Here is a 15,647-nt window from a genome sequence, read left to right as displayed (position 1 = left end):
CCCCGCCCGGCACCCCTGGTCTGGAACGCTCTTGCGGTCAGTCGGTGGGACGGCGGGCCTGGTTCGCCTCACGGAGGACCGCCCAGGCGTCCGCCACGGGGCCGACGTGCCCGAGCTTGTCGGGGTTGATCACCGTGCGGATCGTCTGGATCCGCCCGTCGAGGATGTCGAGCGTCCAGGTGTTGAGGACCTTGCCGTCCCGGTCGCGGAAGATCGCGCCCGGCTGGCCGTTCACCTCGTGCGGCTCCACGACGCCGCCGATCCGCGCGAACGGCGGGACGATCGCGGCCAGCACCCGGGCCACGTTCTCGGCGCCGAAGATGCCCGTGCCCCACTGGGGGGCCTTGCCGCCGCTGTCGCTGACCATGTGAACGTCTGCGGCGAGGAGCTCACGCAGCCCGGCGACCTCTCCTTCCCTGAAGGCGTCGAAGAAGCGCTCGGCGAGTTCCTCGCGCTCGCGCCGGTCGGCCTCGAACCGGGGCCTGCCCTCGTCCATGTGGCGGCGAGCCCGCACCGCCAGCTGGCGGCATGCCGCCTCCGACCGGTCCACCGCCGAGGCGATCTCCGGGAAGCCGAACCCGAACACCTCACGCAGCACGAAGACCGCCCGCTCCAGCGGGCTGAGCCGCTCGAGCAGCAACAGGGCCGCCATCGACACCGAGTCGGCCAGCTCCGCCGACCGCTCAGGATCCTCGTAAGGGTCGGCCAGCAGCGGCTCGGGAAACCACGAACCGACATACTCCTCCCGCCGGACGCGGGCCGAGCGCAGCACGTCGATCGAGATCCGGGTGACCGCGGCCGAGAGGAAGGCCTTGGTCGACGTGGGCTGTGTCGGCGAGGCTCCGAAACGCAGCCAGGTCTCCTGGACCGCGTCCTCGGCCTCGCTCACGCTGCCCAGGATCCGGTAGGCGATCGAGAACAGCAGCGGCCGCAGCTCCTGGAACTCCTCGGCCCTGCTCATGCCAACTCCTCCTTGAAGCCTTGGCGCCAGGAGGGGTGGCGCAGCTTCCAGCCGAGCTCCCGTTTGGCCTTGGCGTTGGAGAAGCCGCGCCCCTCGGTCATCATCGTCACCGCCACTTCGCCCGCCAGCGGCCGGGCCAGCCAGGTGGGGACCCGCATCGGCCGCTTCGCTCCCGCGCACGCGGCAAGATGGGGCAGCCACTCGACGGCCGGAGCCGGTTCGTCGTCGACGATGTTGAACACCCCTCTCGCCCGCTGCTCCACAGCCAGGACGGTAGCGCTCGCCGCGTCGTCGAGATGCACCCACGAGCAGTGGCCGGCGCCGCCTCCCACCACAGGGAACTGCCGCTTGCGCACGGGCTCGACCAGGTCGTCGGTGGCGCCGGGCCCGTAGAACCAGCCGTATCGCAGGACCGCGCCGCCGGCCTTGACGACCACGTCCTCGACGTGGCCGAGAGCCCTCATCCCCGGCTCCGCCGGCGTCCCCCTCATCGGGTCCACCGGGTCCTGCTCGGTCTTCACCCAGCCGCCTTCACGGATGCCGTTCCAAGCGGCGTAGCCCTGCGCGACGAAATGGGTCGTGCCGCTCGCCTCCGCGGCGGCCAGCAGGTGGTCCGTCCCCTCGGTGCGCAGCCGGTTGGTGCCGGCGAACCACCGATCCATGTGCTTCATGTCGGGCTTGCCTGCGTGCGCCGTGGAGATCGCGGTCATCTGGTGCACGATCACCTCCGGCCGGGCCTTGGCCACCGCCTCGCCCACCGACGCCGCATCCAGCCCGTCCATCACGACCGCCTCGGCGCCCATCTGCTCCAGCAGACCCAGCTTGGTCGCGCTCGTCGTGGTAGCCGTCACTCGGTGACCCCTGGCCACCAGCTGCGGCACCAGCCGCCGCCCCAGCACCCCGGTCCCACCGGCCACGAACACCCGCATGACCATCACCTTCCTCATCCCACCATCTGTTTCGAAGCCCGAGACGAGACAGCGCTCGCCGAGGGCCTCACCGAGGCCGTCCACACCGTCCGCCTGCGGCGGTCCGGGGCTACCATCACCAGGGCACAGGGCCGTCCTCGCTGAAGAACCCGGCGGTCGGCCCGTCCGCGCCGAGCGTGGCCAGACGCACCACGACCGCGGCGCCCTGCGCGGGGGTGAGGTGTCCGCTGTGGTTGTTGCTGTCCGTGTCGACGAAGCCGGGGGCGACGGCGTTGACCAGGATGCCGTCCTTCCGCAGCTCGTTGGCGTACTGCACGGTCAGCGCGGACAGCGCGCTCTTGGACGGCGTGTACGCGGCCGAGGGCAGCAGTGCGGTGAAGGGGCCGGCCGGGTCGCTGGTGAGGGTCAGCGACGCGGCGTGACTGCTGACGTTGACGATGCGCGGCGCCGGTGACCGTCGCAGCAGCGGCAGCATGGCGTTGGTCACCGCTATCACCCCGAAGACGTTGGTCTCGAACACCGCCCGGACCATGTCCAGGTCGACGGAGCTGGGGATCTGATCGTAGGCGTCTTGGGGCGAGACCTGCCCTGAGCCGGTGATGCCGGCGTTGTTGATCAGCACGTCGAGGTGGCCGAAGCGCTCCTCTACCTGCGTCGCGGCCGTCCGGGCGGTGGCCTGGTCGGTGACGTCCAGGGCGAGCGCGTGGGCGTCGCCGCCTGCCGCGCGCAGCGCCGCAGCGGCCTCCTCGCCGCGCCGCGGGTCTCTGGCGCCGATCAGGACCGTCATGCCCAGCGCGGCGAGCTGCTCGGCAGCCGCACGGCCGATCCCCTTGTTCGCCCCGGTGATCAACGCGATCTTCTGGTGGGTGGTCTGCTCGCTCATGCCCGGTTCCTTGCTGTCGAATGATGTGTTCTTGTCAGGACCTGTCTTCGAGACCCGAGACGAGACAGCCCAGCCACCTGTGACATGCCGACAGAAAAAGTTTGTGGCGGCGCAGCCTGCCGGTGGAATGATCAGGCAGGCTCCGAAGCGCCGACACCTCAGCCCAGGTCCGGCGTGGGACAGACGCGAAGGAACTCAGGGGATGTCGCGCGAGCCTCAGCTACGCGGGCGCAGACCGTGCAGTGCGGTCTCGACGATGCTGTCGGCGTAGCCGGGGGTGAGCTCTCCGCTGCGCTGGAGCCATCGGTTGAGCAGTGGTCCCCACAGCAGGTCGACCGCCACGTCGAGGTCGAGGTCCTCGGCCAGCTGCCCGGCCCGCTGCGCGCTGCGCAGGCGTTGTCTCTTCAGTTCTCTCATCGGGCCGTCCAGCCGTTCCGCGTAGAGAGCGGCGAGCGCCGGATCATGCGTGATCTCCGTGTTCAGGGCGCGCATAGCCTCGTCGTAGCGCGGATCGTTGAGTTCTTCGATCGTGGCCCTGAGTACCGCCTTCAGGTCCGCTTCCAGATCACCGGTGTCGGGCAGGCCGGCCCCTTCGCCGTCCGGTTGCTCACTGAGCATGAGGAAGGCATCGAAGAGGACCGCCCCCTTGGAGGGCCACCAACGGTAGATCGTCTGCTTGCCGACGCCGGCTCGGGCCGCGATGCCCTCGATGCTCAGCTTGGCGTATCCCACCTCCTGCACCAGCTCGAACGCCGCGGCGAGGATGGCCCGGTGGGAGGCCTCGTTCCGGCGGGCCGAGCCGGAGAGGGCCTTGCGCTGTGTCGTCATGCCGTCAAACCTAACAAATAACTAGACGAGACGGTCCGTCTTGACTCGGCAACGGGAAAGCGCTACGGTCATGCTTCGAGACGAGACGGCTCGTCTCGAATAGGTGAAACGCAACCCCTTGGAGTTCCGCACATGCGCACCCCGGATACCGTCTCTTCCCGCACCTGGTTCATCACGGGAGCCAGCCGCGGCCTGGGCCGTGCTCTCGCCCTCGCCGCGCTGGAGCGCGGCGACCAGGTGGCCGCCGCCGCCCGCACCATCACCCGACAGGACTTCGACGACCGGTACGGAGATCGGCTCCTTGTCCTTCCCCTGGACGTGACCGACCGCGACGCGGTGTTCACCGCCGTGAACAGCGCCGTCGAGCACTTCGGCCGGCTCGACATCGTGGTGAACAATGCCGGGACCATGTCCTCGGGCATGGTCGAGGAGTTCACCGAGGCCGAGGCGCGCGCCCAACTGGAGGTCAATCTCTTCGGGGCGATGTGGGTCTGCCAGGCCGCCCTGCCGCCTCTGCGCGGCCAGGGGTCCGGCCACATCGTGCAGGTCTCCAGCATCGCCGCTCTGGGCGGCTTCCCGAGCACCGGGATGTACAGCGCGAGCAAGTTCGCGCTCGAGGGCATGAGCGAGGCACTGGCGATGGAGGCCGCGCCGTTCGGCGTCAAGGTCAGCATCGTCCAGCCCGGCGGCTACTGGACCGACCTGTACACCAGCATGACGACGGCGTCGCCTCTGGAGGCGTACGGCCCGCTGCGCGCCGAGCTGGAGAAGCAGTGGGCCGAGGGCTCGATCGACAGTGAGGCGCGCCTGGCCGCCGAGGCGCTGCTGAAGCTGGTCGACAGCGAAGACCCGCCGCTGCGGCTGCTGCTCGGCAGCATGGTCTACGACCTGGCCTTCGACATCTCCCGGCGGCGGATGGAGACCTGGGCCGCCTGGGAGCAGGTCAGCCGCGCCGCCGAACACGCCGTCCCCGCCCCCGAAAGCGCCGGTTGACCGGCGGGTCCGAGCAGGTCCCGGGGGTGCCGCCGATGACGCGGTGGCCCACGAGACGGAGGCTCGGTTGCGGCTTCTCCCGTGACATAGGCCAGACTCCTGGGACCGAACGACACGATTGGAAGGCCATCGACATGCAGCATCACGTTGTTGACGATCGGGTCGCGCGCGGACGCGACGAAAGCCTGGGAGGGGAGCGGCCGATGTCGGACGCCGATGTGATCATCGTGGGGGCCGGCCCGACCGGCCTCATGCTGGCGAATGAGCTGCGCCTGGCCGGGGTACGACCGCTGGTGCTGGAGCGGCAGCCACAGCGCCGGGACACCCCCAAGGCCGGTGGCCTCGGCGGGCAGATCCTGGAGCTGCTGCGCTACCGGGGCTTGCTGGAACGGTTCGAAGCGGCCTGCACCGATCCTGTCCCGGCGCCCCGATTCCCGTTCGGCGGCGTGCATCTGGACTTCACCCAGCTGGCGGATCCTCCGATGCACGCCCTGCCGCTCCCGCAACAGCTGCTGGAGAGGCTGCTCGACGAACGCGCCGGCGAACTCGGTGTCGACATCCGACGCGGACACCAGGTGGTCGGGGCGAGCCAGGACGACGCCGCGGTGACTGTGGAGGTGCGGGGTCCGGACGGGCCGTACCGGGTGACCACCCGTTACCTCGTGGGTTGCGACGGCGCACGCAGCCGGGTCCGTGACTGGGCCGGCATCGGCTTCCCCGGCACCACCTATCCGGAGGTCAACCGGCTGGCCCAGGTCACCCTGCCCGAAACGGTGACCATACTCGGCAACGGCGATCTCGACGTCCCCGGCTTCGGCACGATCCGCGCGGGCTTCACCCGTACGGATCATGGTCTCCTCGGAGTCGCCGCATCGCCCGCCTCCGCTGTCGTCTCCCTCTACACCGTCGAAGACGAGAGCACCGAATACGACGACGACGCCCCGATGACCGTGACCGAACTCCAGGACAGCCTCCGCCGCGTGATCGGCGTGGATCTGCCCCTGGGAGAAGCGGTTCGGCTCTCGCGGTTCACCTTCAAGGCTCGGCAGGCCGAGCGATACCGTGACGGGCGGATCCTGCTGGCGGGAGATGCGGCGCATCTGTTCCCCGCCACGGGTGTGGCGATCAACGCCGGCATGCTCGACGCGGTGAACCTGGCATGGAAGCTGGCCGCCGACATCCACGGCTGGGCCCCGCCCGGCCTGCTGGAGACCTACCACGGCGAACGCCACCTCGCCGGCGCCCGCACCATGCTGCACACCCGAGCCCAGGTGGCGCTGCGGCGCGGACACGACCCGGCCGCCGAGGCGCTGCGGGAGGTCTTCCAGGAACTACTCGCAGACGAGCAGCCGTTGCGCCGTATGGGAGCGCTGCTCGCCGGCACTGACATCCGCTACCCGATGCCGGGCTCCGACCACCAGGCGTTGGCCGGCACCTTCGCCCCCGACCTCACCCTGCACACCGACCAGGGCGTGACCAGCGTCGCGGAACTCATGCACACAACGAGGCCCATCCTCCTCGACCTCGCCGACCGCCCAGACGTCCGTCAGGTCGCACAAGAATGGCAGCATCGCGTCGACGTCCGCACCGCCAAAACCGACCAGCGGCCGGCCGACGCGCTGCTGATCCGCCCGGACGCCCACATCGCCTGGGCCGCGACCATCGACGAGCCCGCCGGCACCGCCGCGCCCGCCCTGAGAGAAGCACTCTCTCGCTGGTTCGGCACGCCCTGAACCGACGACCCGATCGAGACTGAACGACCGGCGGCCTGGCCCGGCCCGGCCTGGCCCGGCCCACGACCATGTCGATCCGGGGCCAGGCCCGGGTCAGGCCACCGGCTCATGCAGCAGTCGCCACAAGGTCCGCTCGCGCAGTGTGACCCCTTCACGGCGTGGGGCGCTCGGGAACGGCCACGATGTAGGCGATCAAGTGATGCGGGGTCCGCCCACGGTGCCTCGGCAGGAACCGCGGTGCTCTGGTACGGCTGCGCGCTCAGCCGTACCGGAGGCTGGGGATCAGCCCACGGCGTACGCCCGAGTGATCGTCTGGGTCAGGCCGGCGCCCGTGGCGTCGGTCACCACCGCGCGCAGACCCGGTCGGCGGACAGGTTCAGCACTTCGCCGTCGACGGCGAGGTCGAGGCTGATCGGGGTGTCACCGGTGTTGGCGTAGGTGATGGTTCTGGTCGTCGCCCGCTCGCCCGTGCCGTTCCACGGGAAGGAGGCCCACACGTTGCCCGGTGTGGCCACGACCTCCTGCTTGAGCGCGCGCACCAGGTCGACCAGCCCGGCGCCCTGCTGGTAGAGCGTCGCATCGTTCGACGGCTTGGCGCTGCCGATGAGCGCGGTCTTCAGCTGCGCGCCCGTCCAGTCGGGGTGCCGCTGGGCGAGGATCGCGGCCGCTCCTGCCACGTGGGGCGAGGCCATCGAGGTGCCGTTGTAGGCCACGTAGGGGCCGTCGGCCGTGCCGGAGGCCGCGGCGGCCACGATGTCCGCACCTGGCGCGGTGACGTCCGGCTTGATCGCATGGTCGCTCACCCGCGGCCCCACGCTGGAGAAGTCGGCGAACCGGTCCTGCTTGTCCACGGCTCCCACGGCGAGCGCGGCCTCGGCGCTCCCGGGACTGCCGACCTTGCCGTTGGGACCGCTGTTTCCGGCCGCGGCGACGAACAGGGTGCCGGTCCGCTCCGACAGCGTGTTGACCGCCTGCTCCAGCGGGTCGAGCTCCAGGCTGTCCACATCGCCGAAGCTCATGTTGACGACCTTGGCCTTGACCTCGACCGCCGCCCATTCCATGCCCGCCAGGATGGCGGAGTCGGTGGGGCCTGACGCGGTGCCCACCTTGCCGATCGCCAGCTTCGCCTCCGGCGCCACCCCTCGGTACTTCTCGCCCCTTCCCGCGACGATCGAGGCGACGTGGGTGCCGTGACCGAGAGTGTCGCGGATGTCGGGGTCCTCGCTGAAGTTGCGCGCCTGGACCACCGCGTCCTTCAGGTCGGGATGGTCGGGGTCGTAGCCGGAGTCGAGCACGGCGACGGTGACGTCCTTGCCGGTCATGCCCTGCTGCCACGCCTGGGGGGCGCCGATCTGCTTGACGCTCTGGTCCAGAGAATAGGACCGTCGGCCGTCCAGCCACAGCTTGGTGGTGCCCGCCGCCAGGGCGCGGGCCCCTCCGCCGGTCAGGTCCTTCCACGTCTGCGCTGCGCCGGCCTTGGGGACGCTGGACGCGCTCATCCCGAGGCTGGGCAGCCTGCGGGTCTGCCGCACGCCCTGAGGTGCCAGGGCCTGGCCGTCCGCCGCCTGCGAGATCACGGGGATGTCGGGGGTGTCGGCGTCGCCGTACCCCCAGGCCAGCAGCTGGGTGACGTCGAACAGCCGCCGGTCCAGCACCCCCTGGGCGATCAGCGCATGGGCATCGGACGGGATCACGTACAGGTGCCCTCCGCGCACCTGGCTCGTGAAGTCCACCTGCCTGCCGGGTCCAGGCTCGACACGGTGTCCGCCACCGGTGACCACGACGCGGTCGCCGGTGATCAGGGTGACCCCACTCGCCTTGGCCGTGCCGGCCTGCGTGGTCGGGGGCGACGGTTCCTGGGCGGGCGTCATGCCGACCGCCCCGGTCAGGAGTACGGCGATGAGCGACTTGCCTAATGTCATGACATGCCTCACAGGTGAAGGAAACGATCTCTTCCTCTTCGTCGAAGTCCGCGATCGGGTTCTCGCTCTCTTCGCCTGTGCAGGTCACGCTCGTGTCGTCCCGACTGGCAGCCGGTGTCGTCTGGACGGCTTCGCCGGGCGCTTGTCTGAGAAGCGGAAGTGGTGAAGGCGGCGGAAGTGACCGCCGCTGACCCGGGGCCCGGCGCCTTGGTCCGGGCGGTGTGGCGCAGGCTTCCTGTCGGTCGACTGGGGTTGTCTGTGCGGTCTGCGGTCTGCGGTCTGCGCCCGTGCGCGTGCAGAGTGGGAGCGTTACCTGGCCGGTGTGCCGTACCGCGGGATTCGCCCGGCCGGCCGGGCCCGAGGAGTCCCGCGTGGCGATCGGCGTGGAGAGGTAGGAGCTCGTGGCACCGCCCGTGGGCCCTGTGAGTAAGGGGAGGTGCCAGGCAGGCCGGGCGGGCGCGGGAGATCGAGGTGATCCCGCGCGCTGATCAGGTGAGGCTCTGGAGGTGGTGGCGTAGGACCCTGGCCATGGCCTCGGCGTCCATGCGATCGGGGTGCAGGACGGCATGCACGGTCAGTCCGTCGATCAGCGCACAGAGCCGCTCGACCTCCACCGCCAGGTCGGCGCCCTCCCGTAGGCGGTCACTCCTGTGCGCGCCGTCCAGCACCTTGAAGACCAGGCGGCGCAGGCCGTCGTAGCTCTCCTCGGCGTGCGGGCGCAGCTCGGGACGGGTACGGGCGGCCGTCGCGAACGCCAGCCAGATCGTGGCCTCCTCGCGCCGCCGCTCGTCGAGGGGGAGCAGTTCGGCCAGCATCGACTCCACGAGGGGAAGGCGGTCGTCGGTGCTCTCCAGCTTCTCGACGTGCTCGAGAAGCCGCCGCACCACGCGCTCGTTCATCGCCTGCATCGCGAAGACCATCAACTCGCTGTGCCCCGCGAAGTAGTGCCTGACCGAGCCGATGGCCAGCCCCGCCTCCTCCGCGACGTTGCGCAGCGAGGCCTGTTCGAGCCCGTCGCGGCGCACGACACGGAAGACGGCCTCCGCGACCTGCTCGCGGCGGGCCTCAGGATCGACGACTTTCGGCACCTTTCTTTTATAGCACGTCCCTGCTAATTTATTTAGCATGACCGTGCTAAATGCTGCGCTGATCGTCGGGCTCGTCGGCTACGTCGTGGTCAGGCGCATGATCGGCGAGCCGCTGAACGCGCGTGACGTCTACCTTGCGCCTCTGGTCCTGATCGGCTTGGGGATCCACGCGCTGACCGGCCTTGCCCTCACGCCCGTTGACGTGCTCTGGCTCGTGATCAGTGGCCTGGTCGCGCTGGGGTTCGGCGCGATGCGCGCCTCGACGACCGGGCTGTTCGAACGCGAAGGGGTGCTGTGGCAGCGCTACACGTGGCGGACTCTGGTCGTCTGGGTCGTCTCCGCGGGGGCGAGCATCGGCGTCGGCCTGCTGGCCACCCGATACGGCCTGCACGAGCAGGCGAGGCCGATGTCGCTGTCCATCGGCGTCGGGCTGGCGGGGGAGGCGCTGGTGACGGCCGTCCGCGCCCGAGCGATCGGCGTGCCGTACGCCAACTAGAAACCACTCGGAAACGGAGACGCGCGCTGAACCTGCTCGGTGGGCGTTGAGTACGCCCTACTCATGCGGGACGGCGGCGATGCCCTCACCGTGGGCGAGAGCACCCACAAGGGAGGGACCATGCGGTTACGACACCTTGCCGCACTCGTCGCGAGCCTGCTCATGCTCGCGCTGGTGCAGACACCGTCGGCGGACGCGGCGGGCACCCGGCCCGTCGCGATCACCATCACCAAGGTCAGATGCGTCGACGACTGCCGAAACGAGGGACTGGAGGCGGCAGGCGAGTCGGCGGCCGACTTCTTCGCCGAGGTCTGGATCGACGGCGTGGACCTGCCCAGGACACCACGGGCGCCCGACGACCAGGAGCTGGTGGAGCCATTCTGGCCCAAGGGTCACGACGTACCCGACACGCGCGCACAGGTGCCGATCTCGGTCCAGATCTGGGACTGGGACACCACCTCAGGGCACGACAACGGCGACGCCAGCCCGCGCAACAACGACAACAACCTGGACATCACCGTCGATCTGGCCACCGGACGCTGGACCGGCGACGTCAACTGGCCGCAGTCCTGCGCGATCGGCGACGGCAACCAGGATGACGACGAGGACGAGCCGCGGGTGGAGGTCTGCTTCGACGTCAGCACCGACACCACCTCGGGCGACGCCGACGGCGACGGGCTGCTGGACGGTTGGGAGCGCAACGGCTACAACGACAACGCCGACTCCACCATCGACGTGGATCTGCCGAGGATGGGCGCGGACCCGCGGCACAAGGACCTCTTCGTCGAGATGGACTGGGTGGGCAACCGCGTCCCCACCCGAGAGAGCGTCGCGGAGATCCGCGCGGCCTTCGCCGCCGCGCCGGAGAACGCGGGCGGGGTGACGAATCCCGACGGCAAGCGCGGCATCACTTTCCACCTGGACATGGGCGGACTGCCGGACATCAACCTGCGTGAAGCCGGGATGCCCCAGGGCACCTGCAACGACGGCGTGGACAACGGGGGCGGCGACGCGATCGACGGCGCCGACGTGACCGACTGCTTCTACCGCAGCGGCAGCGTGGAGGACCCGCCCCCGGGCGACTGCGGTGACAACACCGACAACGACAACGACGGCAGGCCCGACGCCCTGGATCCCGACTGCCTGGTCGCCGACGACTTCGGCGCCCTGGCCAGGGGCAACCCGCTCACCGGTCAGGGAACCACCCAGGTCTGCGGGCTCAACCAGGCCTTCTTCGACATCAAGAACCAGTTCTTCGACCAGGCCAGGCGCTTCATCTTCCACTACGGGATCAGCGTGGCGGGCGCTGCCGGGTGCACCAAGGGCGGTCAGGGCCGGATCGGCGGCGGCGTCTTCGTCGATCACAACAACAGCGGCCGCACCGTCTTCCACGAGCTCGGGCACAACCTCGACCTGCATCACGGCGGCGTCGACGAGAACCGGTGCAAGCCCAACCACGTGAGCCTGATGAACTACGACCACCGTCCGGGCGTCCCCAGGCAGGGCGGCGGGGTCATCCTGGACTTCTCGCCGCCGCGCATCGCGCTGGACGGCTCCGACCGCGGTCGCGCTCCGCTCGCCCCGATCACGGAGAACATGCTCAACGAGAACACGATCGTCGACCCGCGCGACACGGAGAACCGCTTCATCTTCGTGGACGCCACCGGGGCCAAGGCGCCGCACGACCTGGACGCCAACCCTGACTGGAACGGCGACGGCGACGATCCGCCGTTCGAGAACCCGGTGATCGCCAACGTCGACACCGTGGGCGCCAACGGCAGGCCCCCCGCGTGCCGGAACACCAGCACGACCGACACGCTGCAGGGAGCGGATGACTGGAGCCGGATCAAGCTGCGCTTCAACCAGTCGGGCGGCGACGCGGATCTGGACCCGGAACCCCTGGAAGAGGAGATCGAGCAGCTGTGGGAGCAGCTGAACACCGCCGACCTCTCGGTGGCCGTCTCCGACTCACCCGACCCCGTGGCGGCGGGGACCGAGACGGTCTACACCGTGACCGTGCGCAACGCCGGTCCCGCCCCGGCTACCTCGGTACGGGCGCTGGTCTCCCTGCCCGTCGGCTTCAGGTACGTCGGCAGCAACGCTCGCTGCACCACCTCGGGCTGCTATCTGGGTGAGATCCCGGCGCACGGCGAGCGTCGCTTCACCGTGACCGCCGCGGTGGCGGAGGATCTGGTGCACCGCAACGGCGGGCCCAAGACCGTCGCCACCTCGGTCGAGGTCGCCAACCTGGCCGGTCCCGACCCCTCTCCGGCCGGTAACAAGGCGCAGGAGGACACGCGCGTCGTCGCCGTGGCCGACCTGGCGATGACCGGCTTCACCGCCACCGCGCCCGACCAGTTGCTCGTGGGGCAGAGCGCTGAGGTGCCGCTGAAGGTGAAGGTGGCCAACAACGGGCCCTCCACGCCGATGGACGCCGTCGTGAGCTTCACCGGCGGTGTCGCCGACCTGCCTGTCCTGGCGCTGGCCAAGGGCAGCCCCCGCGAGCTCGCGGCCACGGTCCGGTTCAGTTGCGACAAGCCCGGCAACCAGAGGGTCGCGCTCGCCGCGTCTGTCGCTCCGGCCTCCGCCGCGGACACCGATCCCGAACCGGGGAACAACGGCGGCGAGGCCTCGTTCACGGTCGACTGCGTGATCCCGGTGGCGATCAACATCAAACCGGGCTCGAACCCCAACTCGATCAACCCGAAGGAGGCGAACGTGCCCCTCGCGGTCCTGACCACCAAGGCCGGCGAGTACGGCCTGCCGATCGCCTTCGACGCGACCTCCATCCAGCCGCTGAGCGTGCGCTTCGGCCCACGCGACGCGGCGTGGACGGGGCAGGCGACCGGCAGCGAGGTGCACCGGCGTGGACACGTCGAGGACTCACTGGAGCGCGGTAACCCCGAGACGGTGCGCGATGGGGATGCCGACATGGTGCTGCACTTCGGTTCCGGGGAGTCGGGCCTGACCCCGGGGCTCGCGGAAGCCTGCGTCAAGGGAACGGTCACCGGGGCAGGAGCTGCGGTCTACCGCTTCTTCGGCTGCGATGCGACCCGCGTCCACTGACGTTGGAGCGCAGGGCGGGTACGGCATCGCCGTACCCGCCCTGGTGAACGTTCGGCACCCTCCCTCGCCACCGTCTGCCCCACGCCGCGGTTCCTGACGAGCTCGTCGACGACTACCTGAGGATCTCGGTCCTGCGGGACGAACCCGGAAAGATCATGACGAGGAACCGCTGGCGGGCGTCGCCGTCGTCCTTCATTGCGGCGTCGGCGCCGCGCATGTGCACGCGGACCCGGTAGCGGCCAGGGCCCTTCACCAGCGGGTTCGGGAGGTCGGCCGCGGCCTCGGCCCAATGGGTCAGCTCGCCCTCGGGGCTCGTGTAGCCGATTTCGACGACCTTCTCCCAGCCCTCGCGCTCGACGGGCGGGCGCGTGCCGTACCCCTCGACCGTGACGCAGACGTGCATCGCCTCGTCGGCGGTGAGGATGGCGAGCTCGCCCTCGGCCGCGCCCACGAGGTCGTTGCCGAAAGCCTTGTCCAGCGCAGCTCCCTCTGGTGGTTCCTCGCCCTCGAAGGCGGTCACCGCGCCGTAGTCCGACCACATCGACGCCGCGCCCTGCACCGCCGGCCTGATTCGTGGCCGGTGCGGCGGGAGGCTCGCGCAGCGCTTCTTCGCGGTCGCGATGAACCCGTCGTTCTCCGCGTCCTGCCGCTTCTCCTCGGCCTGCTCGCGCGCGTCCACGTCGGGGCAGAGCAGCGCCAGCGCCTGCGTCGTCTCGATGCCGAGGGTCACGCCGGTCTCGCCACGGAGGCGTTCCAGCTCCTTCGGGTCGGCGCGCATGCTCGCCCCGCACAGGCTCCTGCCGAAGGCGACCAGCTCGGCGTCGGGCACATCGCGGAACCTCCGCGGCAGGAGGCGGCTGTTTCTCCGCGCCACGCAGACGAAGGCGGTCTCCCTGTCCGTACGGCCGGCAGGCCTGGTGCCGTGGCGGAGGTTCCAGGGGCGGCACTTCTCCTCGGCCGCCTCCGTCACCTTCCCCACGACACTGTCCCCGGTCTGCAGGCCCACAAGGAGGAGCACGGCGAGGACGGCCCCCGCCGTACGGGCGATCCAGCCTCGGGGGGTCGTGCGGCGCACCCTCACCGCGACGAGGATCAGCGCGAGCGCCAGCGCGTCGCCCGCCGTCCACGTGATGGACATGGCGCCCCGGAAGAACGGGGCCCACGTCTGCCGGCACCCCTCGTCCCCCACCAGGTCCACCGCCGCGAACCCGAGCTTGAGAAGGGTGGGCCAGGTGACGCCCACCGCGGCCAGCCATCCGGCCGCGCGGCCCCACCGCGGCCTGCCCTTCCGCACCAGGAGCAGCCAGAGGCCGAATCCGACGAGGGCGATCAGCGGTTCGGGCACCACGTACAGCGGCAGGAGGGCCATGCTGACATCACTGTGGAGCTCGAAGCCCGGGCACGTCGCCGCCATCGACATGGCGATGAAGCCGGACCCCTCCATCGTGAGCGAGATCGCGTAGGGGAGCGCAGTCAGCGCCAAGGCCAGCGCCCACAGCACGAGTGATGATCGCCGTAACATGGGCCGTCACCCTAGCGCGCGTGACCGACATCGCAGCGATCAGCGAAGACCGTGCCTGCCCGCCTGCCCCGCGACGGCGGAGGCGATCACGAGGGGCTGGTCCACGGGGCGCGCAGGAAGACCATGGGAGTGCCGGTGCCGGCTACTCACCCCAGCAATCAGAGATCGCGGAACGTCACCAGGCCATACGTCAGCACGGACGCTTGGTGACGCCGTCAGCCATGGCGCGCTCGGCGGTGACATCGGTGATGAAGGACCTCATCGCCGCGGCGCACTCGGGTGCGTGGGTCTCCAGCAGGAGGTGGCCGGCGTCGTAGACGTGCATCTCAAGCCGGTCGAGCGCTCGCGCGTAGCCCATGATCTCCGACAGGTCGAAGAACGGGTCGTGGCGGCCCCAGAGCAGCAGGCACGGCGGTTGGCGGGTCCGGTGGTAATCGGCCAGTTCGCCGAAGCGGGCGACGTGGCCGGGCTTCGACGTTGCCGGGCCGCGACATCCGCGCCCAGTCCAGGTGCCACGGCTCGGGCGGATGGAGGACGCGCACCCGCTCCGGCAGCCCGCCCAGGTACTGCTCGCGAGTGCCCTCGAAGTTCAGCCACTCGGGCAGCCGGGCACGGTTGGCTTCCGAAGGATCGGCCCAGAAGGCCCGTGCGCTGTCCCACTGGCTACCCAGGCCGTCCTCGTGGGCGTTGCCGTTCTGCACGATGAGCCCGAGGACGCGCTCGGGACGCCGGGTGGCGAGGTGGTAGCCGACCGGGGCGCCGAAGTCGTGCAGGTAGACGAAGAACTCGTCGACGCCGATCTGCTCGAGGAACGCCTCGACGGTGTCGGCCAGGTTGGCGAACGTGTACGCGTACTCGTCGACGCCGGGCGCGGCGGAGAACCCGAAGCCCGGCAGGTCCGGGGCGATGACCCAGCTCACCTCGGCCAGCGGGGAGAGCACGTGCCGGAAGGTGTGCGAGGAGCTCGGGAAGCCGTGTAGCAGCAGTACGCAGGGCTTGTCCGCCGTCCCGGCCTCCCGGTAGAAGATCTCGAGTCCGTCCACGTCGAGGCTGTGGTGGCGCGGCTTGTCGGTCGCCTGCATCGTCACGGTCTCCTTCGGGTTGGCCTATCCCGCCGATTCCCACGGAGCCAAGGGCCAGAACATCCTGGTCGCCTCGTCCACGGACGCGTCCGGCAACGCGCCGCGGATTGCTCATACGTGAATGGCGGCTTTCCTGCGATTGAT

13 protein-coding genes are annotated in these 15,647 nt (G+C 70.2%); 4 read left to right on the top strand and 9 right to left on the bottom strand.

Annotated features, from left to right (window positions below; genetic code table 11):
• Positions 1–37: 37 nt before the first annotated feature.
• From ABFX50_RS24735 to ABFX50_RS24720, 4 genes are all read right to left on the bottom strand, one after another.
• Positions 38–961 carry an RNA polymerase sigma-70 factor gene (locus ABFX50_RS24735; RefSeq protein ID WP_346149715.1) on the bottom strand — a complete coding sequence of 308 codons (924 nt, stop codon included), beginning with the start codon at positions 959–961 and terminating at the stop codon, positions 38–40.
• Complete coding sequence (locus tag ABFX50_RS24730) at positions 958–1,890, bottom strand: NAD-dependent epimerase/dehydratase family protein (protein ID WP_346149714.1); 933 nt, start codon at positions 1,888–1,890, stop codon at positions 958–960. Before ABFX50_RS24730 ends, ABFX50_RS24735 begins: the two co-directional genes overlap by 4 nt.
• A 115-nt stretch (positions 1,891–2,005) precedes the next feature.
• Entirely contained in the window at positions 2,006–2,773 is a 768-nt protein-coding gene (locus tag ABFX50_RS24725; protein WP_346149713.1) for an SDR family NAD(P)-dependent oxidoreductase, read from the bottom strand.
• A gap of 216 nt (positions 2,774–2,989) precedes the next feature.
• Positions 2,990–3,601: a TetR/AcrR family transcriptional regulator gene (locus ABFX50_RS24720; RefSeq protein WP_346149712.1), complete on the bottom strand. Its 612-nt coding sequence runs from the start codon at positions 3,599–3,601 to the stop codon at positions 2,990–2,992.
• 132 nt (positions 3,602–3,733) lie between these two features.
• On the opposite strand from ABFX50_RS24720, the gene ABFX50_RS24715 reads away from it, so the two are divergent.
• Together ABFX50_RS24715 and ABFX50_RS24710 are read left to right on the top strand one after the other, a co-directional pair.
• On the top strand, positions 3,734–4,594 hold the full coding sequence (locus ABFX50_RS24715) for an SDR family oxidoreductase (RefSeq protein ID WP_346149711.1): 861 nt from the start codon (positions 3,734–3,736) through the stop codon (positions 4,592–4,594).
• A gap of 35 nt (positions 4,595–4,629) precedes the next feature.
• Positions 4,630–6,327: an FAD-dependent monooxygenase gene (locus ABFX50_RS24710; protein ID WP_346149845.1), complete on the top strand. Its 1,698-nt coding sequence runs from the start codon at positions 4,630–4,632 to the stop codon at positions 6,325–6,327.
• Positions 6,328–6,668: 341 nt separating this feature from the next.
• Here the strand turns inward: ABFX50_RS24710 and ABFX50_RS24705 are convergent, their stop codons facing one another.
• Together ABFX50_RS24705 and ABFX50_RS24700 are read right to left on the bottom strand one after the other, a co-directional pair.
• The gene (locus tag ABFX50_RS24705) at positions 6,669–8,249 is read right to left on the bottom strand and encodes a S8 family serine peptidase (protein ID WP_346149710.1); all 1,581 of its coding nucleotides are present in this window, start codon (positions 8,247–8,249) and stop codon (positions 6,669–6,671) included.
• Positions 8,250–8,737: 488 nt separating this feature from the next.
• Complete coding sequence (locus ABFX50_RS24700; RefSeq protein WP_346149709.1) at positions 8,738–9,337, bottom strand: TetR/AcrR family transcriptional regulator; 600 nt, start codon at positions 9,335–9,337, stop codon at positions 8,738–8,740.
• Between the two features lie 37 nt (positions 9,338–9,374).
• Here ABFX50_RS24700 and ABFX50_RS24695 point away from each other — a divergent pair, with 37 nt between their 5' ends.
• Positions 9,375–9,833 carry a hypothetical protein gene (locus ABFX50_RS24695; RefSeq protein ID WP_346149708.1) on the top strand — a complete coding sequence of 153 codons (459 nt, stop codon included), beginning with the start codon at positions 9,375–9,377 and terminating at the stop codon, positions 9,831–9,833.
• A gap of 120 nt (positions 9,834–9,953) precedes the next feature.
• The gene (locus ABFX50_RS24690) at positions 9,954–12,899 is read left to right on the top strand and encodes a hypothetical protein (protein WP_346149707.1); all 2,946 of its coding nucleotides are present in this window, start codon (positions 9,954–9,956) and stop codon (positions 12,897–12,899) included.
• A gap of 112 nt (positions 12,900–13,011) precedes the next feature.
• Here ABFX50_RS24690 and ABFX50_RS24685 read toward each other — a convergent pair whose 3' ends face one another.
• From ABFX50_RS24685 to ABFX50_RS24675, 3 genes are all read right to left on the bottom strand, one after another.
• Positions 13,012–14,421 carry a hypothetical protein gene (locus tag ABFX50_RS24685; RefSeq protein ID WP_346149706.1) on the bottom strand — a complete coding sequence of 470 codons (1,410 nt, stop codon included), beginning with the start codon at positions 14,419–14,421 and terminating at the stop codon, positions 13,012–13,014.
• Positions 14,422–14,611: 190 nt separating this feature from the next.
• A complete protein-coding gene (locus ABFX50_RS24680) occupies positions 14,612–14,779 on the bottom strand; it encodes a hypothetical protein (RefSeq protein ID WP_346149705.1) in 168 nt (55 codons plus the stop codon).
• On the bottom strand, positions 14,748–15,503 hold the full coding sequence (locus ABFX50_RS24675) for an alpha/beta fold hydrolase (protein ID WP_346149844.1): 756 nt from the start codon (positions 15,501–15,503) through the stop codon (positions 14,748–14,750). Before ABFX50_RS24675 ends, ABFX50_RS24680 begins: the two co-directional genes overlap by 32 nt.
• Positions 15,504–15,647: the final 144 nt, after the last annotated feature.

Source organism: Nonomuraea recticatena (assembly GCF_039533245.1).
In the GTDB taxonomy this organism is placed as follows: domain Bacteria; phylum Actinomycetota; class Actinomycetes; order Streptosporangiales; family Streptosporangiaceae; genus Nonomuraea; species Nonomuraea roseola.
This window is presented reverse-complemented; position numbering and strand designations above follow the sequence as displayed.